Raw genomic sequence first — 23,848 nt, 5'->3', positions numbered from 1 at the left:
CACTATCGGCCGGAGTCGAGCATCCGGCGGAACGACTCCAGCCGCGCGCGGGACAGCTCGCCCCGCTCCACCGCCAGGTCGAGCGCGCAGTCCTGCGCCCCCGTCTCGTGGCTGCAGCTCCGCGGGCACCCCTCGGTGATCACGTCGAGGTCGCTGAACGCGGCGACGATGTTCTCCCGCGTCACGTGGCTCAGCCCGAACGACCGGACGCCGGGGGTGTCGATGACCCAGCCGGGCTCGAGGTCGACGCCGTCGATCTGGTGGGCGGGGAGCTCCAGCACGATCGCCGAGGTCGACGTCTGGCGGCCGCGCCCGGTCACGTCGTTGACGACGCCGATCGTGCGGCCGGCCCCGGGGATGAGCGCGTTGACCAGCGTCGACTTGCCGACGCCCGAGTGGCCGATGAAGACCGTCCGGTGGCCGGCCAGCCACGCCCGGAGGTCGTCGAGGTCGTCGCCGGGCTTCGTGGCCAGGACCTCGATGTCGAGCGGGGCGTACGCGGCCGCGAGCGCGTCCGGCGAGGCCAGGTCGGCCTTGGTCAGCAGGAGCAGCGGCTCGATCCGCGCGTCGAAGGCGGCGACCATGATCCGGTCGATCATCCCGACGCGGGGCGGCGGGTCGGCCAGCGCGGTCACGATGACGAGCTGGTCGGCGTTGGCCACGATCGCCCGCTCGTACGGGTCGTCGTCGTCCGCCGTCCGGCGCAGCACGGTGTCGCGGTCGAGCACCTCGACGACGCGGGCCAGCGTCCCCTCCTCGCCGGTCACGTCGCCGTGCAGGCGGACGCGGTCGCCGACGATGACGCCCATCCGGCCCAGCGAGCGGGCCTTGGCGGCGTTGATCTGGCGGCCCTCGTCGGGTCCGGTCAGCACCACCCGGTAGCGGCCGCGGTCGATGGTCATGACCATCCCGACCGGGTCCTTCGAGTAGTCCGGGCGGTCCTTGGTGCGCGGACGGGTCCGACGGGGCCGGTCGAAGCCGGCGTGGTCGTCGAAGCCGACGCCCCGCTGGCTCACGAGGTGCTCACGGACGGCTGCGGCTCTCGTCGGAGGAGACCGGGATCAGCCCGTCGAAGATGCTGGGCCGCTCGTCCACCTCGGGGTCGACGTCGGCCTCGACGGCGAGCTCGGTGTCGCTGGCCGCCACGGAGTCGGCGAGCATCTGCTCCCACAGCGCGACGAAGGTCGGCATCGTCTTCGACGTGCACTCCACGTCGTCGAGCACGACGTCGGGCACGACGAGGCCGAGCAGCGCGCCGGCCTGCGCCATCCGGTGGTCGGCGTAGGTCTGGAACGTCCCGCCCGCCATCAGGCGCGGGTGGATCGTCAGCCCGTCGTGGGTCTCGTGGACCCGGCCGCCCATGGCGTCGAGCTCCGTGCGGAGCGCCGCGAGCCGGTCGGTCTCGTGCCCGCGCACGTGCGCGACGCCGTGGATGTGGCTGGTGTCGCGGGCCAGGGCGGCCAGGGCGGCGACGACGGGCGTCAGCTCGCTCGCCGCGGCGAGGTCGAGGTCGGAGCCGAGGAGCTGGTCGGTCCCGGTCACGGTGAGGCCGGCCTCGGTGAGCGTGACCTCGGCCCCGAAGACGGAGAGGATGTCGCGCAGCTGGTCGCCTGGCTGCAGGGTGTCGGTGGGCCAGTGAGGCACGGTGACCGTCCCGCCCGTGACCGCGGCGGCGGCCAGGAACGGCGCCGCGTTGGAGAGGTCGGGCTCGACGACGACGTCGCGCGGCGCGATCGGGCCGGGGGACACCGCCCAGCGGTCGGCCTGGCTGTCGTCGACCTCGACGCCCCGCTCGCGGAGCATCGCGACGGTCATGGCGATGTGGGGGAGCGAGGGCACCGGCGGTCCCTCGTGCCGGAGCTCGAGCCCGCCGGCCAGGCGGGCGCCGACCAGCAGCAGGGCGCTGACGAACTGCGAGGACGTGGAGGCGTCGACGGTCACGGTGCCCCCGGCGGCGTCCGGGCGACCGACCACGGTGAAGGGGAGGCCGTCGCCGCTCCCGCCCGCGTCGACCTGCGCACCCAGGTCGCGGAGCGCGTCGAGCAGCGGGCGCATGGGGCGGCCGTACGCCTGCTCATCGCCGTCGAAGGCGACCGGACCGTCGGCCAGCACGGCCAGCGGCGGGACGAACCGCATCACCGTGCCGGCGAGGCCGCAGTCCACGGTGCCGCCGCCGCTGAAGCCGGCCGGCGGGGTGACGCGCCAGGTGCCCGAGCCGTCGGTCGACTCGTCGATCGTCACGCCGAGGAAGCGCAGCGCGTCGCGCATCAGCTGCGTGTCGCGGGCGTCGAGGCCGTTGGTGATCGTGGAGGGCCCGCTGGCCAGGGCGGCGAGCACGAGCGCCCGGTTGGTCTCGGACTTCGAGCCGGGCACGGACACGGTCGCCGTGACCGGGACCGGGGCCTGCGGGGCGGGCCAGGGCTGCGGGGCGGGGTCGGGGGTCGGCGTCGCGTCGAGGTCAGGCACCCGGTGAGTCTAGAAGGACCGACCGGGGGTGGAACGCGACGGACCGCCCGTCCCCTGAGGGGCGGGCGGTCCGGGGTGGTGCGGGGGAGGTGCGTCCCTCGGGTCAGTTCTCGCCGAGGTTGATGTGCTTGCCGACCTCGTCGGCCTTCTTCGCGAGCTTCTTCGAGGTCTGACGACCCTGCTTGCGCGCGTCCTTCTTGGCCTGCTTCGCCGCGGCCTGGGCCGCCTCGCGGGCGTCCTCGGCGCGGGCCGCGGCGATCTTCTTCGCCTCGCCGGCCTGCTTGACGGCGATCTTCTTGGCCTCGGCACCCTGCTTGACCGCGGCCTTCTTGGCCTCCGCCGCCTGGGCGACGGCGACCTTCTGGGCCTCCCGCGCCTGCTCGGCGAGGTGCTTCCCGGTGATCTTGGCCTGCTTGGCCGCGGCCTCCTGGGCGACCTTGAACTGCTTGCGCGCCTTCTTGCGGGTGCCGCGGGTGGCGACCTCCGCAGCGCCCAGCAGGGCCACACCACCGGCGACGGCCGCACCGGCGAGGTCGGACGTCTTGCCGGCCACGTCGCTCGCGACGTCGCTGACGGCGTCGCCGATCTCGCCGGCCTGCTTGGCGAGCTTGTCGCCCGTCCCGCTGTGCGTGAGCTTCTTCGTCGCCCGGCTGGTGCTCTTGGCGATCGCGTGGCCGCCGGCCTGCGCGCGCCAGGCGATGCCGGGCTTGCCCTCGGTGTCGCGGGACGCGAGGAGCACGCCGCCGAGGAGGCTGACGTTCTTGGCGAAGTGGCTGCGCGACGCGGCCGCCTCCTCGCCGCTCTGGCTCCAGAAGGGGTACTTGGCCAGCGTGCTCGGGATCAGCGACCCGGCCAGCAGGAGCGCGCCGACCCGACGGCCACGACCCGTGGCGAGCGCGAGCCCGCCGGCGATCTGCAGCGCGCCGTTCAGGCGGACGAGCGTCTTGGGGTCCTCCGGCACGAAGCCGGCGACCTCGTCGGGGGCGTACTTCTTCACGAAGGGCACGAGCTTGTCGGCGATCGGCTCGGCGAGGGGGGCCAGCGGCGCCGGGTTGCGGACCGCCTTCACCCCGGACGAGATGAAGTAGGAGGCCAACATCGTGCGGTAGGCCGCGCGTAACAACGTCATGGGTCTCATTCTTACCGATCCGGGGCCGAGTAGCGTCCCCCGGGTGTGCGGACGATACGCGGTCTCGGCCCGACCCGAGCGCCTGGCCGACCAGTTCGACGTGCTCGACATCTTCGACGGGCTGCCGGAGCCCGACTACAACGTGGCCCCCACCGTGAGCGTCCCCGCGATCCTCGAGCGCACGGTCAAAGCCGCCGACGGCAAGGACACGGCGACGTCGGGCGACGTCCGGCGCCGGCTCGCCCCACTCACCTGGGGCCTGGTGCCGTCGTGGGCCAAGGACCGCTCCATCGGCTCGCGCCTCATCAACGCCCGCGTCGAGTCGGTGGCGGAGAAGCCCGCGTTCCGCAAGGCGTTCGCCGCCCGGCGCTGCCTGCTGCCGGCCGACGGCTACTACGAGTGGTACACCCCCGACGGCGGCGAGTCCGACACCCCGCGGGGGAAGGTCAAGAAGCAGCCGTTCTTCCTGCACCGGCGCGACGGCGGCCTGCTCGTCATGGCCGGGCTGTACGAGATCTGGCGCGACCCGGCGCTCGACCGCGAGGACGACGCGGCCTGGCTGCGCACCTGCACGGTGATCACGACGGAGGCGACGGACGCCGCCGGCCACATCCACGACCGGATGCCGATGGTCGTCCGGCCCGAGGTCGTCGACGCGTGGCTCGACCCGACGCTCACCGACCCGGCCCGGGTGCTCGCGCTGCTGGACACCGACGCGTCCGAGCTGGAGGCGTACGCGGTCTCCACCGAGGTGAACAGCGTCAAGAACAACGGCCCCGAGCTGCTGCGCCCGTTGCCGGAGTCGCCGCCGTCATCGTCTGGACCCGAGCCGACGGCCCCGCCGGAGCAGGAACCGCTGGTGTGAGCCCCGGCCCGACGGTGGCGCTGGTCGAGGTCGCGACGACCCAGGGGCCGGGCCGCTTCCACGTCAGCGAGTCCTCCGCGCCGGTCGCCCTGCTCGTCCTCGGCCACGGGGCCGGCGGAGGGGTGGACGCGGCCGACCTGACCGCGCTGGCCCACGCGCTGCCCGACCGCGGCGTCACCGTCCTGCGCTTCGAGCAGCCCTGGCGGGTGGCGGGGCGCAAGGTCGCCTCCCGGCCGCCGCTGCTCGACGAGGCCTGGCTCGCCGGTCTGGGGGCCGTCCTCGACGCGGTGGGCGCGGGTCTGCCGCTCGTCCTCGGCGGACGTAGCGCCGGGGCGCGGGTGGCCTGCCGCACCGCCACCGCGCTCGGGGCCGTCGGGGTGGTCTGCCTCAGCTTTCCGCTGCACCCGCCCGGACGCCCGGAACGGTCCCGGCTGGCGGAGCTGCTGACGCCGACGGTGCCGCGACTCGTGCTGCAGGGCACGCGCGACACCTTCGGCGGCGCCGCGGAGCTGACGACGGACCTGGTCGGCCAGGACGGCGCGGCGGGCGTCCGGGTCGTGGCCCTCGACGGTGCCGACCACGGCGGCCGGGTGCCCGCGAAGGCGTCGCCGACGGCCGTCGAGCTGCGCGAGCGGGTGGTGGCGGCGACCTCGGCGTTCGTCGACGAGCTCGTCCGGGGCGGGGGAATACCCGACCCGGGGACGCGTTGAAGCACCATGCCGATGTTCGTGACCCCGTTGCCACGGGACGCAGCGCGGACGAACGGGTCGCCGGTACTCTCGTACGTGATGAGCATCCCCGCGACGCACCCGTCTGCCCCCGCCTCCAGCGACCTCGAGAGCCAGGCCGACCAGCTGCTGCTGGCCAGCGCTGAGCCGGCCCCCGTCGACCTCGCCACCGAGACGCCGGCCGAGCGCGACGCGCGCTTCGAGGCGGACGCCCTGCAGTACCTCGACCAGCTCTACGCCGCCGCCCTGCGCATGACGCGCAACCCGAGCGACGCCGAGGACGTGGTCCAGGAGACGTACGCGAAGGCGTACTCCTCCTTCCACCAGTTCACGCCGGGGACGAACCTCAAGGCGTGGCTCTACCGGATCCTCACGAACACCTACATCAACACGTACCGCAAGAAGCAGCGCCAGCCGCAGCTCTCCGACGGCGAGAACGTCGAGGACTGGCAGATCGCACGGGCCGCGTCGCACACCTCGAGCGGGCTCAAGTCGGCGGAGACGGTCGCGCTGGAGAACCTCCCGGACTCCGACGTCAAGGACGCCCTGCAGCAGCTGAGCCCGGACTTCCGGCTGGCCGTGTTCCTGGCCGACGTCGAGGGGTTCGCCTACAAGGAGATCGCCGAGATCATGGGCACCCCGATCGGGACCGTGATGTCGCGCCTCAACCGGGGACGCACGCAGCTGCGCCGCCTCCTGTCGGACTACGCACGGGACCGCGGCATGCGGGTCAAGGAGGACGTCAAGGCATGACCACCGACGCCACCACGCCCTTCGTGGACGCCAGCGACCCGACCAAGGCCGAGTGCCAGCACGTGCTGGACCGGGTCCACGCGTTCCTCGACCACGAGGTCGACACCGCCACCGGCGACGAGATCCGGGCCCACCTCAGCGAGTGCGAGCCCTGCCTCGACCGCTTCGACGTCGAGCAGGCCGTCAAGTCGCTGGTCAAGCGGTGCTGCGGCAACGACAAGGCGCCCGACCGTCTCCGGGTCAGCATCATGACCACGATCTCGGTGACGCACCGCTCCCTCTGAGCGCCTCGAGCACGGACGAGAAGGACCCCGCAGCCTGAGGCTGCGGGGTCCTTCTCACGTCAGGCCCGGCGTACGGACCCGGACGTCCTGAGCTCAGAGGGCTCAGGCGTTGGGGCGCTTGCCGTGGTTCGCGCCCTTCTTGCGACGCGCACGACGCTTGCGGCCGGTCTTGCCCATGATGATCTCCTTGCGACGACGTCCGATGTCGGCTCACGCCGGCACGGCCTCCCAGTGTTCCACACCCTCGACCCGCCGACGCCCACCCCGGCCGGCGCCGACGACGCCGGCCCGGGCGGGCGTCTGGCTCAGTGCATCGGCTTGACGTCGCTGAGGACGGGGTCGACGTCCGGGTCGCCCAGGTCGGCGAAGTAGTCCGACTGCGAGGTGATGTCCGTGCCGTTGGAGACGCGGGCCGCGTTGAGGACCGCGGACAGCACGACCGCGACGACGACGTTCAGCGCCAGGGCGGTGATGCCGATGTAGCCGGCGTCGCCGAGCCCGGGGACCAGTGCCAGCGAGTTGCCGAACGGTCGCGTCGAGCAGGCCGTGCAGCCGCCGTACGCGACCACGGTCCCGTAGATCATCCCGACGGCCCAGCCGGCGAGCAGCGCCCAGCGGTGGAACCACCGGGTGAACAGGCCGAACACGATCGCCGGGAGCGTCTGCAGGATCCACAGGCCGCCGAGCAGCTGGAAGTTCAGCGCGTTCTGCTTGTCCAGGGTCAGGACGAAGATCAGCGCGCCGACCTTGGTCAGCAGCGAGACGAGCTTGGAGACCTTGGCCTCCTGCGCGTTCGTCGCGTCGGGCTTGAAGTACGCCTTGTAGATGTTGCGGGTGAAGAGGTTCGCGGCGGCGATCGACATGATCGCGGCCGGCACCAGGGCGCCGATGGCGATCGCGCCGAAGGCGACGCCCGCGAACCAGCTCGGGAACTGGTCCTCGAAGAGCTGGGGGATGACCAGCTGCGGGTTGATCTTGCCGTCCAGCCCGATCGGCTTGGTCCCCGCCTTGATGGCGACGTAGCCGAGCAGGGCGAGCAGGCCGAGCAGCAGCGAGTAGGCCGGCAGGATCGCCGCGTTGCGGCGCCCGGTGCTGCGCGTCTTCGACGACAGCGTCGCCGTCACCGAGTGCGGGTACATGAACAGCGCGAGCGCCGAGCCCAGGGCGAGCGACGCGTACGCCCACTGCTGGGCCGCGGCGGGGACGAAGACACCGGTCGGCACCTTCGGGTTGGCCGCCGACGGCGTCGCCATCTTGGTCTGCGCCGCGTCGAAGATGCTGTGCCAGCCGCCGAGCTTCATCGGCAGGTAGACCACCGCGACGATGATCACGATGTAGATCAGGATGTCCTTGACGAACGCGATCATCGCCGGTGCGCGCAGCCCGGAGGAGTACGTGTACGCCGCCAGCACCGCGAAGGCGATCAGGAGCGGCAGGTCGCGGGCGAGCAGGCTGCTGCCGCCCAGGCCGACGACCTCGAGCACCGCCTGGATGCCGACGAGCTGGAGCGCGATGTACGGCATCGTCGCGAGGATGCCGGTGACCGCGACGGCGAGGCTGAGCGAGCGGGTGCCGTAGCGGCCCTGGACGATGTCGGCGGTCGTCACGTAGCCGTGGCGGTGCGCGACCGACCACATGCGGCCCAGGAAGTAGAAGATCACCGGGTACAGCACGATCGTGTACGGGACGGCGAAGAAGCCCGACACCGCCCCGGTCGCCCACATGGCCGCGGGGACCGCGATGAACGTGTACGCCGTGTAGAGGTCGCCGCCGAGCAGGAACCAGGTGGTCCAGGTGCCGAAGCTCTTGCCGCCCAGGCCCCACTCGTGCAGCGAGTCCATGTCGGCGGCCCGGCGCCAGCGGGCGGCCTGGAAGCCCATGATCGTGACGAGGGCGAACAGGACGATCAGGACGATCAGCGCGACCCAGTCGATGTTCATCGGGTGCCCCCCTCGGAACGGTCGGTGGCCGCGTCGCGGTCGCGGGCGAACGCCGCCTTCTCGCGGCGCAGCAGCATGTAGGACGCGAAGCACAGGCCGGCGGCGATGAAGACCCACAGCAGCTGGTACCAGTAGAAGAAGGGGAACCCGAACAACCGGGGCTCGACCTTCGCGTAGGTGGGGACCAGCAGCGGGACGACGATGCCCACGAGCAGGATCAGACCCACGGCGACCTTGGTCGGGCTGAGCCTCCAGCGCGGGTCGGTGCCGCCCGTCCGCGGCGAGGGGTGGTTCGACATCAGGCTCCTCCGGCCACGTCGGCGTGACTCACCAGACCGGAGGGGGCCGGTCCGCTGACCAGGAGTACGCCCGGTGCCTCCCGCTGGTCAAGCACCCCGCGCGGCGCGCCGCGCGCGCGTACGCCCGGCGGGGGCGGAAAGTTCCCGTCCGTATCTCGTCCCGGACCCGGGCCGGGCGACGGCCCGAGGCGTTCGGTGCGCGCGATTAGAGTGCGCGCATGCCGTCGATGTCCGAGATCGTCGCCGAGCACACCGATCTCGACGACGCGGAGCAGCGCTGGCTCAAGCTGCTGGTCTCGGAGTGGCAGCTGCTCGCCGACCTCAGCTTCTCCGACCTGGTCCTGTGGGTGCCGGACCACGACCCCAACGTCTACTGGGCCGCGGCCCAGGTGCGCCCGACGACCGGGGCGACGTCGCTCTTCGACGACGTGGTCGGCGACCTCATCGCCTACTCGCCCGAGCACCTCGTGTCCGACGCCTTCGTCAGCGGCGGCATGACGCGGACCAGCGAGGGCAAGCTCCAGGCCGGCATGCCCGTGGACACCCGCGCCATCCCGGTCAAGCTCGGCGACCGCGTGATCGCCGTCGTCGAGCAGCACACCAGCGTGCTGGGCATCCGGGCCCCCAGCGTCCTCGAGCAGGCGTACATCGACACCGGCGCCCAGCTCGCGCGGATGGTCTCGACGGGCGCGTTCCCGACGCCGGGGGAGACCAACCTGGCCATGAACCCCCGCGTCGGCGACGGCTTCATCAAGGTCAACGCGGACGGCGACGTCGAGTACGCCAGCCCGAACGCCCTGAGCGCCTACCGCCGGCTCGGCCTCATCGGCGACCTCGTGGACGAGCACCTCCCGACGCTGACGGCCGGCTTCTTCCCGACGTCCGAGGGGCCCGTGGACGACTCGGTGCGCTCGATCCTGGCGGGTCGCACGTCCCGCCGGGGTGAGCTCGTGTCCGGGGACGCCCACCTGATGCTGCGGGTCATCCCGCTCCTCGAGGGCACCGGCCGGGTCGGCGCGATCGTGCTGTGCCGGGACGTGAGCGACCTGCGCAGCAAGGAGCGCCAGCTCGTCACCAAGGACGCGACGATCCGCGAGATCCACCACCGGGTCAAGAACAACCTCCAGACGGTCGCCGCGCTGCTGCGCATGCAGGCCCGGCGGATGACGTCCGACGAGGCGCGGGTCGCGCTCGAGGACGCCACGTCGCGGGTCGCGTCCATCGCGATCGTGCACGAGACGCTGTCGCAGGCCTTCGACGAGATCGTCGACTTCGACCGGGTCGCCGACGGCCTGCTGCGGATGGTCGGCGACGTGTCCGCCAGCTGGGGCGGTGTGTCCGCGCGGCGCGACGGCAGCTTCGGCGCCGTGTCGGCCGACGTCGCCACGAGCCTCGCCATGGTCGTCACCGAGCTGTGCCAGAACGCCGTGGAGCACGGGCTCGCCGACTCCTCCGGCGAGGTCCGGGTCGTGCCGTCGACGACCGGCGGGCACCTGCACATCGAGATCAGCGACGACGGCCGGGGCCTCCCGCCCGACTTCGACGCGCGGCAGTCGCGCAGCCTCGGGCTCTCCATCGTCAGCACCCTGGTCGCGGAGATGAAGGGCACCTTCACCCTGGCCAACCGGACCGACGGGCCGGGGACGCTGGCCGTGGTGGACATCCCGCGCTGACGACCCCCCCGGGGACGCCCTTTCGTGAGGGGCTGCTAAGAACTCTTCAGGCGCAGCTGCTGGCGCGCGCCTCCGCCGGTCGTCCGGCGTGCCCCCGTCATCGCCCAAAGGAGGGCTCATGGCTTCGTCCCGCATGCTCCGCACGTCCGTCGTCGGTCTGGCCTCGTTGGCCGCCGCGCTCGCCGCGGCCCTCTCCGGCACGGCGCAGGCCGCGCCCACCGCACCGCAGCTGGCCCCCCAGGCCGCCCCCGCGGCGGTCGGGGCGAAGGCGTCGGGCTCGATGCAGGAGCCGGGGGTGACGGCGAGCCTGTGGGAGTGGAGCTGGCCGTCGATCGCCTCCGAGTGCCCGCGGCTCGGCGCCATCGGCTACGACGGCGTGCAGGTCGCCCCGCCTCAGGACTCGGTGAAGCGGACCTCGACCGGCAACGGCTCGGACGCCTACCTCCACCCGTGGTGGGAGGTCTACCAGGTCGTCGACTACGGGCTGACCAGCCGGATGGGCGACGAGCAGCAGTTCCGCGACATGGTCGCCGACTGCCGCAAGGCCGGGGTCAAGGTCTACGTCGACGCGGTCATCAACCACACCACCGGCCAGGGGAACGTCTCCTACGGCGGGAAGACCTTCACCCCGTACACCTACCCCGACGCCGGCTACGTGCCCGACGACTTCCACTACACCGTCGGCGCCTGCCCGTCCGCCGACGGCGGGATCGCCGACTTCAACAACAAGACGCAGGTGTGGAACTGCAACCTGGTCGGGCTCGAGGACCTCCGTACGGAGACCCCCAAGGTGCAGGCCCGGCTGGCCGCCTACCTCAACAAGCTCCTCCGCTACGGCGTCTCGGGCTTCCGCGTCGACGCGGGCAAGCACATGGCGCCGGCCGACCTGGACGCGATCTACGACCGGCTCGACCGCACGAAGGACGGGAAGCGGCCCTACTGGGCGCTCGAGGTCGGACCGGGCAGCCCCGGGGTCCTCAGCCCCGAGGCGTACACCGAGCACGGCGACGTCCTGGGCCTGGACGGGGTCAAGCAGATCTACGGCGCCTTCACGAGCTACTCCGACCACCAGGGCGACATCTCCGGCCTGGCCACCTTCGGCAGCGGCTCCGGCCTGACCCGGTCGAGCCGGACGATGTCGTTCATCACCAACCACGACACCAACCACGACCAGGCCAACGCGCTCACGTACAAGGAGGGCCCGCAGTACCTCCTGGCGACGGAGTGGCTGCTGGCCGACGGGTACGGATCCCCGCAGGTCTTCTCGAGCTTCACCTTCGGGGCGGACACCAACCAGGGCCCGCCGTCGGACGACCAGGGGCTCATCGACCGCGCGAGCTGCGCGGACGGGCGCTGGACCTGCGACCACGCCAAGACCGGCGTCGTCGGCATGGTCAAGTTCCACCAGTACGTGGGCAAGGCCGCCAAGAAGCACGTCTACGCCGACCAGCAGAACGTGCTGGCGTTCAGCCGCGGCACCAAGGGCTGGGCCGGCTTCAACAACGGCACGAGCGCGAAGACGATCACGGTCAAGACCGGGCTGAAGAAGGGCACCTACTGCGACGCCGTCACGGGCGGCAAGGTCAAGGGTGCGTGCGCCGGCACGACGGTCACGGTGTCCGGGAGCGGCCGGGCGACCGTCGAGCTCCCCGCCCGTGCGGCGGTCGCGTTCACGAAGCAGACCCGCCTCTGATCTCCTGCGGACCGACGACGGCCCGCACCCCTGAAGGGTGCGGGCCGTCTGCCCGTCCGGCCCTGAACAGGCCGTCCGGGCAAGCAAAACGCCGGGACTCGCGTCCCGGCGTTCGATGCTCGTGCTGCTGGGGTCAGGCGGTCCGGATGCGTGCGCGCGCGGCGCGACGCTTGAGCGCACGGCGCTCGTCCTCGCTGAGCCCGCCCCACACCCCGTGGTCCTGGCCCGCCTCGAGAGCCCACTGCAGGCAGGCGTCCCGTACGTCGCAGCGTCGGCAGACCTGCTTGGCCTCCTCGATCTGGAGAAGGGCCGGTCCGGTGTTCCCGATGGGGAAGAACAGCTCCGGGTCCTCGTCCAGACAAGCGGCCTTGTGGCGCCAATCCATGGCTTGCACTCTCCTCGATCGTCGGCACCGGTACCCGAGGGATACCCGGTGTGCGGGTGGAATCAACGCGTCTTACACTGCAACTTCCACCGGGGATCAGCCTTTCAACTAACGCCCACCTGCACAAGGGGACCGGGCGTAGGTTCGCTCACATTTCGGACTTGTTACGGCCCACTTGCACGCTGGTCTGGTCCTCGACACCCGGATGTGACCCGGTCCGGGACCCTAAAATGGATCCGTGGCCGACCCCGTACGTCCGACCCGGCCGCCGCAGCTGCTGGCCGCTGCCGTGCTGGCCGTCCTCGAGGGCCTGGTGGCCCTGGGCTTCGGGGTCGCCGAGATCTTCCAGATCCGCCTGTTCCGGGCCGTCGTCGGCGTCGGGGTCGCGTTCTTCATGATCGCCTTCTCGGTGCTGCTCGGCGTGGCGGCCCGGGGTCTGCTGCGGCTGCGCCGGTGGGCTCGCGCCCCCGTCGTCGTCGTGCAGCTGATCCTGCTCCCGGTCGGCTGGAGCTTTCGGGGCGGCACGACGAACGGGGTCTTCGTGGCGATGGTCGTCGTCGCGCTGCTGACCCTGGTGCTGGTCCTGCACCCGCGCTCGACGCGGGCCCTGGTCGTCGAGGACGAGACCGCCGCCTCCTGATCAGGAGGGTTCGGGCGGTGCGTCGTCCGTTTCGGCGGGATCGGGGCCCAGGCTGCACCGGAGCAGCGCCACGTCGTGCCAGCGACCGTTCTTCCACCCGACGCGGCTGAGCACGCCGACGGGTCGGAAGCCCAGAGCCTCGTGCAGCCGTGCGCTGGCCGTGTTGGGCAGCGTCATGCTGGCGATGACGGTGCGGAAGCCGCGCACGGTGAGGCGGGCGAGGAGCGCGTCGTACAGCGTCCGGCCGACGCCGCCGCCGCGCCGGCCGTCCGCGACGTAGACGCTGGTCTCGCAGGTCCAGCGGTAGGCGGGCCGCGACTTCCAGTCCGTCCCGTACGCGTAGCCGAGCACCGCGCCGTCCCGCTCCGCGACCAGCCACGCGTGGTGCTGCTGGGCTACGGCGATGCGCCGGGCGACCTCCGCGGGCGTCGGCGGGTCGGTCTCGAAGGACGCCGCGGTCCCCGCCACGTACGGGGCGTAGATCTCGGCGCAGGTCTGCGCGTCCGCCGAGGTCGCGTCGCGGACCAGCAGGCTGGTCACGACAGGCGGCGCGCACCCGCCGACGGCACGCCCACGAACCATGCCGGTGCCCCGTACCCGGCCTCGGCGAACGCGGCCGCGACCGCCTGGCCCACGGTGTCGGAGCCACCCTCCGGCACCAGCGCGATGATGCAGCCGCCGAAGCCGCCGCCGGTCATCCGGGCCCCGTGGGCGCCGGCGGCCCGGGCCGTCTCCACGGCGAGGTCGACGGTGGGCACGGTGATCTCGAAGTCGTCGCGCATCGACGTGTGGGACGCGTCGAGCAGCGGGGCGAGGTCGGCGGGCCGGCCCTCGTCGGCGATCGCCACCGCCTCGAGCACGCGCGCGTCCTCGGTCACCACATGGCGCACGCGTCGGCGCATCACGTCGTCGGGGAGCCGGGCGAGCGCGTCGTCGAGGCCCTCGAGCGTGACGTCGCGGAGCGCGGGGACGCCGAGGATCCTCGCGGCCTCCTCGCAGGCGTGGCGCCGGTCGCCGTACTCGCCGGTCAGGTGGGAGTGGGGGGTCTTGGTGTCGAGGACGAGCAGCTCGAGCCCCGCGGCGCCGAGGTCGAGCGGGACCTGGCGGTGGTTGGCGGAGCGGCAGTCCAGGAACAGCGCGTTGTCGGCCTCGCACAGGGTGGAGGCGGCCTGGTCGAGCAGGCCGGTGGGGGCGCCGACGTACTCGTTCTCGCACCGGCGGGCGAGCCGTGCGCGGTCCAGCGGCGCGACGTGGAGGTCGGACAGGTCGACCAGGGCCGTGAGCACCGCGCACTCGAGGGCGGCGGAGGAGGACAGCCCGGCACCCGCCGGGACGTCGGACGTCAGGACGAGGTCGGCACCACGGACGTCGTGGCCCGCCTCGGTCAGCGCCCAGACGACGCCCGCCACGTACGCGGCCCAGCCGTCGACCCCACCCGGGACGAGCTCGTCGGGGCCGAAGGAGACGGTCTGGCGACGGGTCAGCGACCGGACGCGCCAGGTGCCGTCGTCGCGGGGCCCGGCGGCGACGACCACCCACTCGGCCAGGGCGAAGGGCAGCACGAAGCCGTCGTTGTAGTCGGTGTGCTCCCCGATGAGGTTGACGCGGCCGGGAGCCGCCCAGACGCCGGCGGGGTCGTGCCCGACCTCGGTCACGAAGGCCGACGTCACCGTCTCCGCGGTCGCCGCCTCCGCCGTGCCCGACCGGTCCCTCGCGCTGTTCCTCACCACCCGGACACCCTAGTGCTGGGGGTGTTCCTAGGCTGAGGTCCATGGACTACCGCAGCCTCGGACGCACCGGCATGATGGTCAGCCCCCTCTGCCTGGGGGCCATGATGTTCGGGCCGTGGGGCGAGCCCGACCACGCCCGCAGCACCGAGATCATCCACCGCGCGCTGGACGCGGGGATCAACTTCATCGACACCGCCGACGTCTACTCGGCCGGGGAGTCGGAGGAGATCGTCGGCGAGGCCCTGGCCGGCGGCCGGCGCGACGACGTGATCCTGGCGACCAAGTTCCACGGGCCGATGGACGTCGCCATGGGTCAGCCGGGCGGCGACCCGAACCGGCGCGGCAACTCGCGGCGCTGGATCGTGACCGAGGTCGAGGCGAGCCTGCGGCGGCTCAAGACGGACTGGATCGACCTCTACCAGGTGCACCGCCCGGAGCGCGAGACCGACGTCGAGGAGACGCTGTCCGCGCTGACCGACCTGCAGCGGCAGGGCAAGATCCGGGCGTTCGGCTCGTCGACCTACCCCGCGCACGAGACGGTCGAGGCGCAGTGGGTCGCGGAACGTCGTGGTCTCGGCCGCTTCGTCACCGAGCAGCCGCCGTACTCGATCCTCGTCCGCGGCATCGAGGCCGACCTGCTGCCGGTCACCGAGAAGTACGGCATGGGTGTCATCCCCTGGAGCCCGCTGGCCGGCGGGTGGCTGAGCGGGAGGTTCCGCGTCGGTCAGGACGTGCCCGACAGCAACCGGGCCAAGCGGATGCCCGCCCGCTACGACCTGGCCCTGCCGGGCAACCAGGCCAAGCTCGAGGCGGCGGACGCGCTCGCGGTGCTGGCCGAGGAGGCCGGGCTGAGCCTGGTCCACCTGGCGATCGCCTTCGTCCTGGCGCACCCCGCGGTCACCGCCCCGATCATCGGGCCGCGGACCATGGAGCAGCTCGAGACCCAGCTCGGCGCCGCGGACGTCGTGCTGAGCACCGACGTGCTCGACCGGATCGACGAGATCGTCCCGCCCGGCGTCACGCTGTCGCGCGCGGACCTCGGCTACGTCCCGCCGGCCCTGGCCGACCCGTTCCTGCGGCGCCGCCGGACCGCCTGACGTGGGCAGGTCGCCCGGTGCGACGGTCGTCGTGCGCACGCCGGGGCCCGCCGACCTCGAGGCGCTGGGCCGCTGCCACCTCGAGTGCTGGCGGGAGGCGTACGGCGACCTCGTCGACCCGGCGCGGCTGGCGCCGTTCCTGGGCGACGTCGACGAGTTCGTGGGCCGCTGGCGACGGGCGCTGCTGACCGGGGCGGGTCACGTCCGGGTGGCCGACGACGGCGGGGAGCTGGTCGGCTTCAGCTCCGTGCTACCGGCCGACGGCGAGGTCCCCGCGCACCTGCAGTCGCTGTACGTCCGGCGCTCGCACTGGAGCACCGGGCTGGGCCAGCGCCTCCTCGACGCCGTCCTCGGCGACGCGCCGGCGACCCTCGAGGTGCTCCGCGACAACGTGCGCGCCCGCCGCTTCTACGCCCGCAACGGCTTCGTCCCGGACGGTATCGAGACCGAGGAGCCCCGTCTCGGCGCGATCGAGATCGGCATGGTCCGTCCCGCCCCGGCGGGCTGACACCGCTCCGGCACGGGGCCATTGGCGCCAGTCGACACGGGACACGCCGCGTACGTGTGCCCGTTGGCGCCACTCGTCACCGGCGACGCGCGAGTACCCGCTCCCCGCTGCTGCGGCTCGGCCCGTGGATCCCCGTGAGGAGGGGTCAGTCGTCCTCGTCGTCGAGACGGGCAAGCCAGGTGGCGAGGCGTTCGACGGGGACCTCGAACTCGGGGTTCAGGTCGACGAACGCCTGGAGCTGCTCGGCCAGCCACGCCAGGGTGACGTTGTCGTCCCCCCGGCGGGCGGCCAGCTCCTCGATGCCGCGGTCGGTGAAGTACACCGTGCTTCCTCAGGCCTCTCGACTCAGGCGAACGCGGCGTCGAGCATGGCCTTCTGCTGCTGCTCGCTGACCTTGGCCGAGCCGACCGAGGGCGCCGAGGACGCCGGGCGGGTGACCGACAGCAGCTCCCAACGGCGGCCGGGGACCGCCTCACGCAGGGCGGCCGGCAGGTTGAGGGCCATGAACGGCCACGCTCCCTGGTTCGTCGGCTCGTCCTGCACCCAGGTGACCTCGGTGACCTGGTCGAAGCGCGCCAGCTGGTCGGCGATCTCCTGCGCCGGCAGCGGGTAGAGCCGCTCGACGGGGATGATCGCGACCTTGCCGTCCTGCCCGTTCTGTTTGCGCCGGGTGACGAGGTCCCAGCGCACCTTGCCCGAGCAGAGCAGGACCTTCTCGACGGCCGACGGGTCGGTGATCGTCGGGTCGGCGAGCACCGGCTGCCACGAGCCGGACGTGAACTCGTCCGGCATCGAGACGGCCTGCTTGTTGCGCAGCATCGACTTCGGCGTCGCCACGATCACCGGGCGGTGCCGCTCGTTGAGGGCGTGACGGCGCAGGAGGTGGAAGTAGCTGGCCGGCGTCGACGGCTGGGCGACGACGAACGCCTCCTCGGCCGCGAGCAGCAGGAACCGCTCGATCCGCGCCGACGAGTGGTCCGGGCCCTGGCCCTCGAGGCCGTGGGGGAGGAGCAGCACGACGCCCGACTTCTGCGTCCACTTGGCCTCGCCCGAGGCGATGTACTCGTCGATGATCGTCTGCGCCCCGTTGGCGAAGTCGCCGAACTGGGCCTCCCAGAGCACCAGCGCGTCGGGCCGGGCCACGGAGTAGCCGTACTCGAAGCCCATCGCCGCGTACTCGCTCAGCAGCGTGTCGAAGACGTGGAACTTGGCCTGCTCGTCGTCCAGGTGCTTCAGCGGCACCCACGACTCGCCGGTCTTGCGGTCGACGATGGCGGCGAAGCGCTGGGCGAACGTGCCGCGCCGGGTGTCCTGACCGGTCAGCCGGACCGTACGGCCCTCGAGCAGCAGGGAGCCCAGCGCGAGGATCTCGCCGGTGGCCCAGTCGATCGGGCCCTGGGCGATCGCCGTCGCGCGACGCTGCAGCTGCGGCATGACTTTCGGATGCACGCTGAAGCCCTCGGGGAACGTTGTGTGGGCGTCCGCGATCTTCTTCATGTCCTCGAGCGTGATCGCCGAGGTGCCGCGCGTGTGGAGCTTGTCGGGGTAGACCGGGACCGAGCGCACCGTCGCGTCGCGCGGCGGCAGCTCGGGGTCGCGCACCTCGCGGAACACGCTCTCGAGCCGCTCCTGGAAGCGGGTCAGCACGCCCTCGGCGTCCTCGACGGAGATGTCGCCGCGCCCGATCAGGGCCTCGGTGTAGAGCTTGCGCGTCGACCGCTTCTTCTCGATGAGGTCGTACATCCGCGGCTGGGTGAAGCTGGGGTCGTCGCCCTCGTTGTGACCACGCCGGCGGTAGCAGACGATGTCGATGACGACGTCCTTGTTGAACTCCTGCCGGTAGGCGAAGGCCAGGCGGGCCACGCGGATGCAGGCCTCCGGGTCGTCGCCGTTCACGTGGAAGATCGGCGCCGCGACCATCCGCGCGACGTCGGTGCAGTAGACCGAGGAGCGCGACTCGGTCGGCGAGGTGGTGAAGCCGACCTGGTTGTTGACGATGATGTGGATCGTGCCGCCGGTGCGGTAGCCGCGCAGCTGCGACAGGTTGAGGGTCTCCGCGACCACGCCCTGCCCCGCGAACGCCGCGTCGCCGTGCATGAGCACGGGCAGGACGGGGAAGTCCTGGCCCTGGTCGAGGATGTCCTGCTTGGCCCGGGTGATGCCCTCCAGGACCGGGTCGACGGCCTCGAGGTGGCTCGGGTTGGCCGCGACGGAGGCCTTGATCGTGTTACCGCTGAGGGCGGTGAACTCGCCCTCCGAGCCCAGGTGGTACTTGACGTCGCCGGAGCCCTGGACGGTGCGGGGGTCGATGTTGCCCTCGAACTCGCGGAAGATCTGCGCGTACGACTTGCCGACGACGTTGGCGAGGACGTTCAGCCGGCCGCGGTGCGGCATGCCGATGCAGACCTCGACCAGACCGGCGTCGGCCGCCTGCTCGCAGACCTCGTCGAGCACGGCGATGGCGGACTCGCCGCCCTCGAGGCTGAAGCGCTTCTGGCCGACGAACTTCGTCTGCAGGAACGTCTCGAAGACCTCGGACTCGTTCAGCTTGTCGAGGATGCGCAGGTGCTGCTCGCGCGGCAGCGACTCGTGCGGCCGCTCCACCCGGTCCTGGATCCAGCGCCGCTGCACCGGGTCCGAGATGTGCATGTACTCGACGCCGGTCGTGCGGCAGTAGGAGTCGCGCAGGATCCCGAGGATCTTGCGCATCTTCATCCGGCCCTGGCCGCCGCCGAAGGAGCCCGTCGCGAACTCGCGGTCGAGGTCCCACAGCGTCAGGCCGTGGCTCTGGACGTCGAGGTCGTGGTGGCGGCGCTGGCGGTACTCGAGCGGGTCGGTGTCCGCCATCAGGTGACCGCGCACCCGGTAGGCGTTGATCAGCTCCATGATCCGCGCCTGCTTGGGGATCTGGTCCTCGTGGTCGGTGCTGACGTCCTGCGCCCAGCGGATCGGCTCGTACGGGATCCGCAGCGCCGCGAAGACGTCGTCGTAGAAACCCTCCTCGCCGAGCAGCAGCGCGTGGAGACGACGCAGGTACTCGCCGGACTGGGCACCCTGGATGACGCGGTGGTCGTAGGTCGAGGTGAGCGTGAGGATCTTGCTCACCGCCGCCTCGGCCAGGCGGTCCGGGCTGGAGCCCTGGAACTCGGCCGGGTAGTCCATCGACCCGACGCCGATGATCGTGCCCTGGCCCTCGACCAGGCGGGGCACCGAGTGGTTGGTGCCGATGGTGCCCGGGTTGGTCAGCGTGATCGTCGTGCCGGCGAAGTCGGTGACGGCCAGCTCGCCCTTGCGCGCCTTGGCGACCATCGTCTCGTACGCCGCCCAGAACTGGGCGAAGTCGAGCGTCTCGCAGCTCTTGATGCTGGGCACGAGCAGCTGGCGGGTGCCGTCGGGCCGCGGGAGGTCGATGGCGAGCCCGAGGTTGATGTGGGCCGGCTCGACCATCGTCGGCTTGCCGTTGACGACCGCGTAGCTGTTGTTCATGGCCGGGACGCTCTTCAGCGCCTGGACCATGGCGAACCCGATCAGGTGGGTGAAGGAGACCTTGCCGCCGCGGCTGCGCCGCAGGTGGTTGTTGATGACGACGCGCTCGTCGATCAGCAGCTTGACCGGCAGCGAGCGGACGCTCGTCGCGGTCGGGATGCTGAGCGAGGCGTCCATGTTCTTGGCCGTGCGGGCCGGGGCGCCGCGCAGCGTGGTCATGGTGGGCTGCTCGTTGCCGACCTCTGGCCGGTCGGACGGGTTCGGCGGGTCGGCGGGCACGGCACCGCGGGCGCCGGGCGCGCTCGGGCGGCCCTCCTTGGCCGGGGTGGTCGTCTCGACCGTGGGCTGCCGCTTGCCGGCCGGGGCCGGCTGGTCCGGCGTCTGCTCGCGCACGGCGCGCGGACGGTCGGTGACCGGGTCGTCGGCCGGGGCTCCGGCCCCCGAGCTGGAGGTCGGGGTCGCGGCGGGGTCGCGGGGCACGGTCGTCGCCGCGGAGGCGCCGTTCTTCGCCGGTCCGCCGTTGGTCTTCGGGGCCGCCGTCGGCGCCGGAGCGGCCGCGGCGGGCTTGGCGGGAGCGGCCGGGGCCGCCTTCGCCGTGGCGGGCGTCGCCGGGGTGATGTCGCCGGGGGCGCCGTGGGCGCCGAAGTACTCGGCCCAGCTGGCGTCGACCGAGGACGGGTCGGCGGTGAAGCGCTCGTACATCTCCTCCAGCAGCCAGTCGTTGGCCCCGAAGTCGCTCTCGACCCCGGTGTCGGCTGCTCCGCTCGACGCGGTGGTGGATGTGCCTGGCGCGATGGCCACTGTCGCCTTCTTCCGTTGCTTCGACTCACCGTGCGTCCGACGGGGTCTGACCGCGACCGCGGCGCGACCTGAGGGAGGTCGTACGGCGGACCGGCGGCATCCGGACGGGCCGGGCGCAACGGTGCTCCACGATACCCACACCTTGTCCCGACATGAGGGAGTCGGGGGGCCGGGTCGCCCCGCGGAGGCGGGGAGCCCGAGGTCAGGCCGGGTCCGGGTCCTGCTCCACCGCTCCCGGCTCCACCGCACTGTCCCGGGCGAGCGCCAGCCAGGCGTAGCGGCAGACCTCGACGGTCAGGACCAGGAGGGAGAGGTTCCGCAGGGCGGTGACCACGGTGGAGACGACGGCGAGGGCCGGGGCGCGGCCGAGGAGGCCGTTGTAGAGGAGGGGATAGGTGAGCTGGGTGAGCAGGGCCAGCACGAGGAGCTGGACCGCGAGGCGGCCGAGCACCCGGTGCCAGCGCGGACCCTCGCTGCGTCGTGACAGCAGCAGGGCCGCGGCGGGTCCGCCCAGCCACAGCAGGTACTGCGGGCTCAGCGTCTTGTTGGTGATCGTCGTGATGGCGATCGTGGCGAGGACCAGCAGCCCCAGCCCGACCGCCGTGACCCCCGGGTTGCGGTAGCCGCGCACGAACAGGGCCACGGTGACGAGCAGGCCAAGGACCGTGGCCGCGGTGCTGACGACGAGCAGGGCCGAGACGCCGGGCCCGAACACCTCGTACGCCTGGAAGGTCGAGTAGCGCACGGTCCAGCGGGCCGGGTCGAAGGCCCGGGCGACCATCAGCGGCGTGGCCCAGACCGACTCGATCTGCAGGCCCCGGCCCGACTGCCAGGTGAGCGGGGAGAACAGCCGGCTCGCCCCGCCGGTCACCAGGCTCAGGGCGGCCAGGCCGAAGCCGACGACGACGAAGGCGCAGAGCATCTGGCCCCGGCCGGCGCGGCGGGCCGCGAAGGCCCCGGCCAGCAGCGCGGGCCACAGCTTGATCGCCGCGCCCAGCCCGGTGAGGGCCCCGGTGAGCCAGGGACGACGGCGGGCGGCGAGCAGCGCGCCGCCGGCCAGCACCGCCGGGACCATGTCGAAGCGGGTGTAGCAGAGCGGGCCGACCAGGAAGACGTACGCGATCCAGAAGTCGATCGCCCGGTCGCGGCGCCGCCCGGCGCCGCGCCAGAGCGCGTAGGTCAGCACGGCGTCGAGCGCCAGCATCAGCACGACGAAGGCGATGAGGTAGCCGGTCCGCGAGCCGCCGCCGAGCTGGGGGATGGACAGGAACCAGACGACCGGGGTGGGGTACTCGCGCAGCGTGCCGGGCAGACCGGCCTCGGCGAGCGCGCTCACCTTGCGCCAGTAGTAGAAGACGTCGCCGACGACGAGACGTTCCGCGGTGGCCAGGATCACCATGGACAGCGCTCGGGTCAGCACCCAGAGCCCGATGACCGCCGGAGCGCCGCCCCGGCGGGGCTGCGGGTCGTCGACCACCGCGTTCCTCCAGCCTCCGCCAGGCTCACCGCAGCCAGGTCGGCGCGACCGTATCACCGGCGACGGCGAGACTGGACCCGTGACGCGCGCTCGAGGAACGGCCCGGACGAGGCCCCGGGGACGTCACCGGCTGCGGTCGGTCCTGCTCGTGCTGCTCGCCGCGGCGGGGGTCGTCACCGCCGCGAGCGTCGTCTACAACGCGGCCACCCGCACCCCGCCGGCGCCGCCGGAGGGCCTCGCGTTCGTGCAGGCGGGCGACGTCTCGACGCGGTTCCTCACCTGGGGCGACCACGGACCGACGGTGGTCCTCGTGCCGGGCGCCTTCGAGACCGCGGACGCCTGGCACGCCCTCGGCGAGGTCCTCGGACGCGACCACCGCGTCTTCGCCCTCGACCTCACCGGTCAGGGCTGGAGCGAGGCCGTGGCGCCGTTCGACGTCGGCCACGACGTACGCCAGACGCTCGCCTTCGCCCGCGCGCTGGGACTGGTGGGCGTGGACGCCCCGGTCCTGGTCGGGCACTCGTCCGGGGCCGCGATCGTCGGGCTGGCCGCCCTGGAGGCGCCCGACGAGGTCGCGGGGGTCGTGTTCCTGGACGGCGACGCGCTGCCGCTCGACGTGCCGACCTGGGGGCCGCGGCTGCTGGTCGAGCCCTACCGCACGAGCCTCGTCCGGCTGGCGCTGCGCTCGGACCGGCTGGTCTCGCGCCTGTACGCCAGCCAGTGCGGCCCGACCTGCGCGCCGCTTGACGCGGCCGGGGTCGACCTCTGGCGCCGCCCGCTGCAGCAGCGCGGGACCGAGCGGGCCCTGCTGGACAACGCGACCCGGGGCGTCATCCCCGCGATGACCGCCGAGCAGCTCGACGCGCTGCGCCGCTCGGCCACACCGCGGCTCGTGGTCTGGGGACGCGACGACGTCGACGGGGCCTACACGCCCGACTCGCCGGGCTCGACAGCCACGGCGATCGGGGCGCCGCCGCCCGTCGTCGTGCCCGGACGGCACCTGACGATGATCTCCTCGCCGGACGAGGTGGCCGCGGCCGTCCGTCGGCTCACGTCCGCGGGGGCCGGGCGGTGAGGCGGCGCTCGGAGGGCCAGCCGACCCGGCGTCGTCGCGACCGCGTCCACGACGTCGAGGTCGCCTCGATCGTCGCCGGCCCGGACGACGGCGACGCCGCCACGAGGGGCGGCGCCCCGGTGCTCGACGTCGTCCTCGTCCACGGCCTCGGCGTCTCCAACCGCTACCTCGTGCCGTCCCTGCGCGCCTTCGCCCGCGACCACCGCGTCTTCGCCCCCGACCTGCCCGGGGTGGGCCGCAGCAGCAAGCCGTCGCGCGACCTGTCGATGGTCGAGCTCGCCGACGGCCTGCGGGACTGGATGGATGTCGTCGGCGTCGGGCCGGCCGTCCTCGTCGGGCACTCGCTCGGCTGCCAGGTCGTCGCGCAGCTGGCCGCCCGGCACCCGGAACGGGTCCTCGGGGTGGTGCTGACCTGCCCGGCCCCCGACCCCGGCCGCGGGTCGGCGCTCGAGCAGGGGTGGCGGCTGCTGCGCGACGGCTTCCGGGAACGTCCCGCCATGGCCCTCATCGCCGCGACCGACTACCCCCGCGTGGGGGTGGGCGGGATGCTCCGCGGCCTGCGCGCCGCGGCCCGTCGTCGCGACCAGCCCAACCTGCAGGCGGTCGACCAGCCCACCCTCCTGATCCACGGCGGTCGCGACCCGCTGGTGTCGGCGAGCTGGGTCGAGGCGCTGGCGGGCCGGTTCCCGGACGCGTCGGTCGTGACGCTGCCCGACGCCCCGCACGGGGTCCCGCTGTCGGCGGTCGAGCCGTTCGTGGCGACGGTCCACGCCTTCGTGGACGAGGTGGGACGGGCGCAGCGCCCCGTGTGACCGGGCT

At 72.7% G+C, this 23,848-nt stretch carries 23 protein-coding genes; 11 read left to right on the top strand and 12 right to left on the bottom strand.

Annotated features, from left to right (window positions below):
- Positions 1-2: 2 nt before the first annotated feature.
- From rsgA to FHX39_RS12155, 3 genes are all read right to left on the bottom strand, one after another.
- Positions 3-1,016: a ribosome small subunit-dependent GTPase A gene (gene rsgA, locus FHX39_RS12165; protein WP_332836800.1), complete on the bottom strand. Its 1,014-nt coding sequence runs from the start codon at positions 1,014-1,016 to the stop codon at positions 3-5.
- A 7-nt stretch (positions 1,017-1,023) separates the two neighbouring features.
- Positions 1,024-2,466: a 3-phosphoshikimate 1-carboxyvinyltransferase gene (gene aroA, locus FHX39_RS12160; protein ID WP_183338775.1), complete on the bottom strand. Its 1,443-nt coding sequence runs from the start codon at positions 2,464-2,466 to the stop codon at positions 1,024-1,026.
- A gap of 103 nt (positions 2,467-2,569) precedes the next feature.
- Positions 2,570-3,595 carry a DoxX family protein gene (locus tag FHX39_RS12155; RefSeq protein ID WP_183338773.1) on the bottom strand — a complete coding sequence of 342 codons (1,026 nt, stop codon included), beginning with the start codon at positions 3,593-3,595 and terminating at the stop codon, positions 2,570-2,572.
- A 43-nt stretch (positions 3,596-3,638) separates the two neighbouring features.
- Here FHX39_RS12155 and FHX39_RS12150 point away from each other — a divergent pair, with 43 nt between their 5' ends.
- From FHX39_RS12150 to rsrA, 4 genes are all read left to right on the top strand, one after another.
- On the top strand, positions 3,639-4,460 hold the full coding sequence (locus FHX39_RS12150; protein ID WP_183338771.1) for an SOS response-associated peptidase: 822 nt from the start codon (positions 3,639-3,641) through the stop codon (positions 4,458-4,460).
- Positions 4,457-5,170: an alpha/beta hydrolase family protein gene (locus FHX39_RS12145; protein ID WP_198423371.1), complete on the top strand. Its 714-nt coding sequence runs from the start codon at positions 4,457-4,459 to the stop codon at positions 5,168-5,170. Before FHX39_RS12150 ends, FHX39_RS12145 begins: the two co-directional genes overlap by 4 nt.
- A gap of 78 nt (positions 5,171-5,248) precedes the next feature.
- Positions 5,249-5,941: a sigma-70 family RNA polymerase sigma factor gene (locus tag FHX39_RS12140; RefSeq protein WP_183338769.1), complete on the top strand. Its 693-nt coding sequence runs from the start codon at positions 5,249-5,251 to the stop codon at positions 5,939-5,941.
- Complete coding sequence (rsrA, locus tag FHX39_RS12135; RefSeq protein WP_183338767.1) at positions 5,938-6,225, top strand: mycothiol system anti-sigma-R factor; 288 nt, start codon at positions 5,938-5,940, stop codon at positions 6,223-6,225. Before FHX39_RS12140 ends, rsrA begins: the two co-directional genes overlap by 4 nt.
- Before the next feature lie 102 nt (positions 6,226-6,327).
- On the opposite strand, the gene FHX39_RS22430 is transcribed toward rsrA, so the two are convergent.
- The 3 genes from FHX39_RS22430 to FHX39_RS12125 form a co-directional block, all read right to left on the bottom strand.
- Complete coding sequence (locus FHX39_RS22430) at positions 6,328-6,402, bottom strand: 50S ribosomal protein bL37 (protein WP_369797015.1); 75 nt, start codon at positions 6,400-6,402, stop codon at positions 6,328-6,330.
- 128 nt (positions 6,403-6,530) lie between these two features.
- Positions 6,531-8,165: a monocarboxylate uptake permease MctP gene (mctP, locus tag FHX39_RS12130; RefSeq protein WP_183338765.1), complete on the bottom strand. Its 1,635-nt coding sequence runs from the start codon at positions 8,163-8,165 to the stop codon at positions 6,531-6,533.
- Positions 8,162-8,464, bottom strand: coding sequence for a DUF3311 domain-containing protein (locus tag FHX39_RS12125; RefSeq protein ID WP_183338763.1), 303 nt, complete (start codon positions 8,462-8,464; stop codon positions 8,162-8,164). Before FHX39_RS12125 ends, mctP begins: the two co-directional genes overlap by 4 nt.
- Before the next feature lie 218 nt (positions 8,465-8,682).
- On the opposite strand from FHX39_RS12125, the gene FHX39_RS12120 reads away from it, so the two are divergent.
- A complete protein-coding gene (locus FHX39_RS12120; protein ID WP_183338761.1) occupies positions 8,683-10,137 on the top strand; it encodes a sensor histidine kinase in 1,455 nt (484 codons plus the stop codon).
- A gap of 118 nt (positions 10,138-10,255) precedes the next feature.
- Positions 10,256-11,830 (top strand): alpha-amylase, encoded by a 1,575-nt coding sequence (locus tag FHX39_RS12115; protein ID WP_183338759.1) that lies wholly within the window; start codon positions 10,256-10,258, stop codon positions 11,828-11,830.
- A gap of 133 nt (positions 11,831-11,963) precedes the next feature.
- On the opposite strand, the gene FHX39_RS12110 is transcribed toward FHX39_RS12115, so the two are convergent.
- The gene (locus FHX39_RS12110) at positions 11,964-12,215 is read right to left on the bottom strand and encodes a WhiB family transcriptional regulator (protein WP_091074038.1); all 252 of its coding nucleotides are present in this window, start codon (positions 12,213-12,215) and stop codon (positions 11,964-11,966) included.
- A 238-nt stretch (positions 12,216-12,453) separates the two neighbouring features.
- Here FHX39_RS12110 and FHX39_RS12105 point away from each other — a divergent pair, with 238 nt between their 5' ends.
- Positions 12,454-12,855: a hypothetical protein gene (locus tag FHX39_RS12105; RefSeq protein WP_183338757.1), complete on the top strand. Its 402-nt coding sequence runs from the start codon at positions 12,454-12,456 to the stop codon at positions 12,853-12,855.
- On the opposite strand, the gene FHX39_RS12100 is transcribed toward FHX39_RS12105, so the two are convergent.
- Together FHX39_RS12100 and galK are read right to left on the bottom strand one after the other, a co-directional pair.
- Entirely contained in the window at positions 12,856-13,395 is a 540-nt protein-coding gene (locus FHX39_RS12100) for a GNAT family N-acetyltransferase (RefSeq protein ID WP_332836799.1), read from the bottom strand.
- Positions 13,392-14,585, bottom strand: coding sequence for a galactokinase (gene galK, locus FHX39_RS12095; protein WP_332836798.1), 1,194 nt, complete (start codon positions 14,583-14,585; stop codon positions 13,392-13,394). The genes FHX39_RS12100 and galK overlap by 4 nt, the downstream gene beginning before the upstream one ends.
- A gap of 41 nt (positions 14,586-14,626) precedes the next feature.
- On the opposite strand from galK, the gene FHX39_RS12090 reads away from it, so the two are divergent.
- The gene (locus FHX39_RS12090; RefSeq protein ID WP_183338753.1) at positions 14,627-15,682 is read left to right on the top strand and encodes an aldo/keto reductase; all 1,056 of its coding nucleotides are present in this window, start codon (positions 14,627-14,629) and stop codon (positions 15,680-15,682) included.
- A 31-nt stretch (positions 15,683-15,713) separates the two neighbouring features.
- Positions 15,714-16,190: a GNAT family N-acetyltransferase gene (locus FHX39_RS12085; RefSeq protein WP_183338751.1), complete on the top strand. Its 477-nt coding sequence runs from the start codon at positions 15,714-15,716 to the stop codon at positions 16,188-16,190.
- Positions 16,191-16,335: 145 nt separating this feature from the next.
- Here the strand turns inward: FHX39_RS12085 and FHX39_RS12080 are convergent, their stop codons facing one another.
- The 3 genes from FHX39_RS12080 to FHX39_RS12070 all read right to left on the bottom strand — a co-directional run bounded on the left by FHX39_RS12080 (position 16,336) and on the right by FHX39_RS12070 (position 21,954).
- Positions 16,336-16,512 carry a DUF6104 family protein gene (locus FHX39_RS12080; RefSeq protein ID WP_183338749.1) on the bottom strand — a complete coding sequence of 59 codons (177 nt, stop codon included), beginning with the start codon at positions 16,510-16,512 and terminating at the stop codon, positions 16,336-16,338.
- 23 nt (positions 16,513-16,535) lie between these two features.
- Positions 16,536-20,471, bottom strand: a complete 3,936-nt coding sequence (locus FHX39_RS12075) for a multifunctional oxoglutarate decarboxylase/oxoglutarate dehydrogenase thiamine pyrophosphate-binding subunit/dihydrolipoyllysine-residue succinyltransferase subunit (protein WP_332836947.1) — start codon at positions 20,469-20,471, stop codon at positions 16,536-16,538.
- Between the two features lie 208 nt (positions 20,472-20,679).
- Positions 20,680-21,954: a glycosyltransferase 87 family protein gene (locus tag FHX39_RS12070; RefSeq protein WP_183338747.1), complete on the bottom strand. Its 1,275-nt coding sequence runs from the start codon at positions 21,952-21,954 to the stop codon at positions 20,680-20,682.
- Positions 21,955-22,033: 79 nt separating this feature from the next.
- Here FHX39_RS12070 and FHX39_RS12065 point away from each other — a divergent pair, with 79 nt between their 5' ends.
- Together FHX39_RS12065 and FHX39_RS12060 are read left to right on the top strand one after the other, a co-directional pair.
- Positions 22,034-23,029 carry an alpha/beta fold hydrolase gene (locus FHX39_RS12065; RefSeq protein ID WP_183338745.1) on the top strand — a complete coding sequence of 332 codons (996 nt, stop codon included), beginning with the start codon at positions 22,034-22,036 and terminating at the stop codon, positions 23,027-23,029.
- Positions 23,026-23,841 carry an alpha/beta fold hydrolase gene (locus FHX39_RS12060; RefSeq protein WP_183338743.1) on the top strand — a complete coding sequence of 272 codons (816 nt, stop codon included), beginning with the start codon at positions 23,026-23,028 and terminating at the stop codon, positions 23,839-23,841. Before FHX39_RS12065 ends, FHX39_RS12060 begins: the two co-directional genes overlap by 4 nt.
- The last annotated feature ends 7 nt before the right edge of the window (positions 23,842-23,848 follow it).

Origin of the sequence: Microlunatus antarcticus, assembly GCF_014193425.1 — a bacterium.
Lineage (GTDB): Bacteria > Actinomycetota > Actinomycetes > Propionibacteriales > Propionibacteriaceae > Microlunatus > Microlunatus antarcticus.
Note: the sequence above shows the minus strand (reverse complement) of the source record. Positions and strands in the feature narration are given on the sequence as shown.

What these genes read in the sequence shown, in the direction of transcription:
- FHX39_RS12155 (WP_183338773.1), bottom strand. Translation starts at nt 3,595, where the DNA reads ATGACGTTGTTACGCGCGGCCTACCGCACGATGTTGGCCTCCTACTTC.
- FHX39_RS12140 (WP_183338769.1), top strand. Translation starts at nt 5,249, where the DNA reads ATGAGCATCCCCGCGACGCACCCGTCTGCCCCCGCCTCCAGCGACCTC.
- rsrA (WP_183338767.1), top strand. Translation starts at nt 5,938, where the DNA reads ATGACCACCGACGCCACCACGCCCTTCGTGGACGCCAGCGACCCGACC.
- mctP (WP_183338765.1), bottom strand. Translation starts at nt 8,165, where the DNA reads ATGAACATCGACTGGGTCGCGCTGATCGTCCTGATCGTCCTGTTCGCC.
- FHX39_RS12125 (WP_183338763.1), bottom strand. Translation starts at nt 8,464, where the DNA reads ATGTCGAACCACCCCTCGCCGCGGACGGGCGGCACCGACCCGCGCTGG.
- FHX39_RS12120 (WP_183338761.1), top strand. Translation starts at nt 8,683, where the DNA reads ATGCCGTCGATGTCCGAGATCGTCGCCGAGCACACCGATCTCGACGAC.
- FHX39_RS12115 (WP_183338759.1), top strand. Translation starts at nt 10,256, where the DNA reads ATGGCTTCGTCCCGCATGCTCCGCACGTCCGTCGTCGGTCTGGCCTCG.
- FHX39_RS12110 (WP_091074038.1), bottom strand. Translation starts at nt 12,215, where the DNA reads ATGGATTGGCGCCACAAGGCCGCTTGTCTGGACGAGGACCCGGAGCTG.
- FHX39_RS12090 (WP_183338753.1), top strand. Translation starts at nt 14,627, where the DNA reads ATGGACTACCGCAGCCTCGGACGCACCGGCATGATGGTCAGCCCCCTC.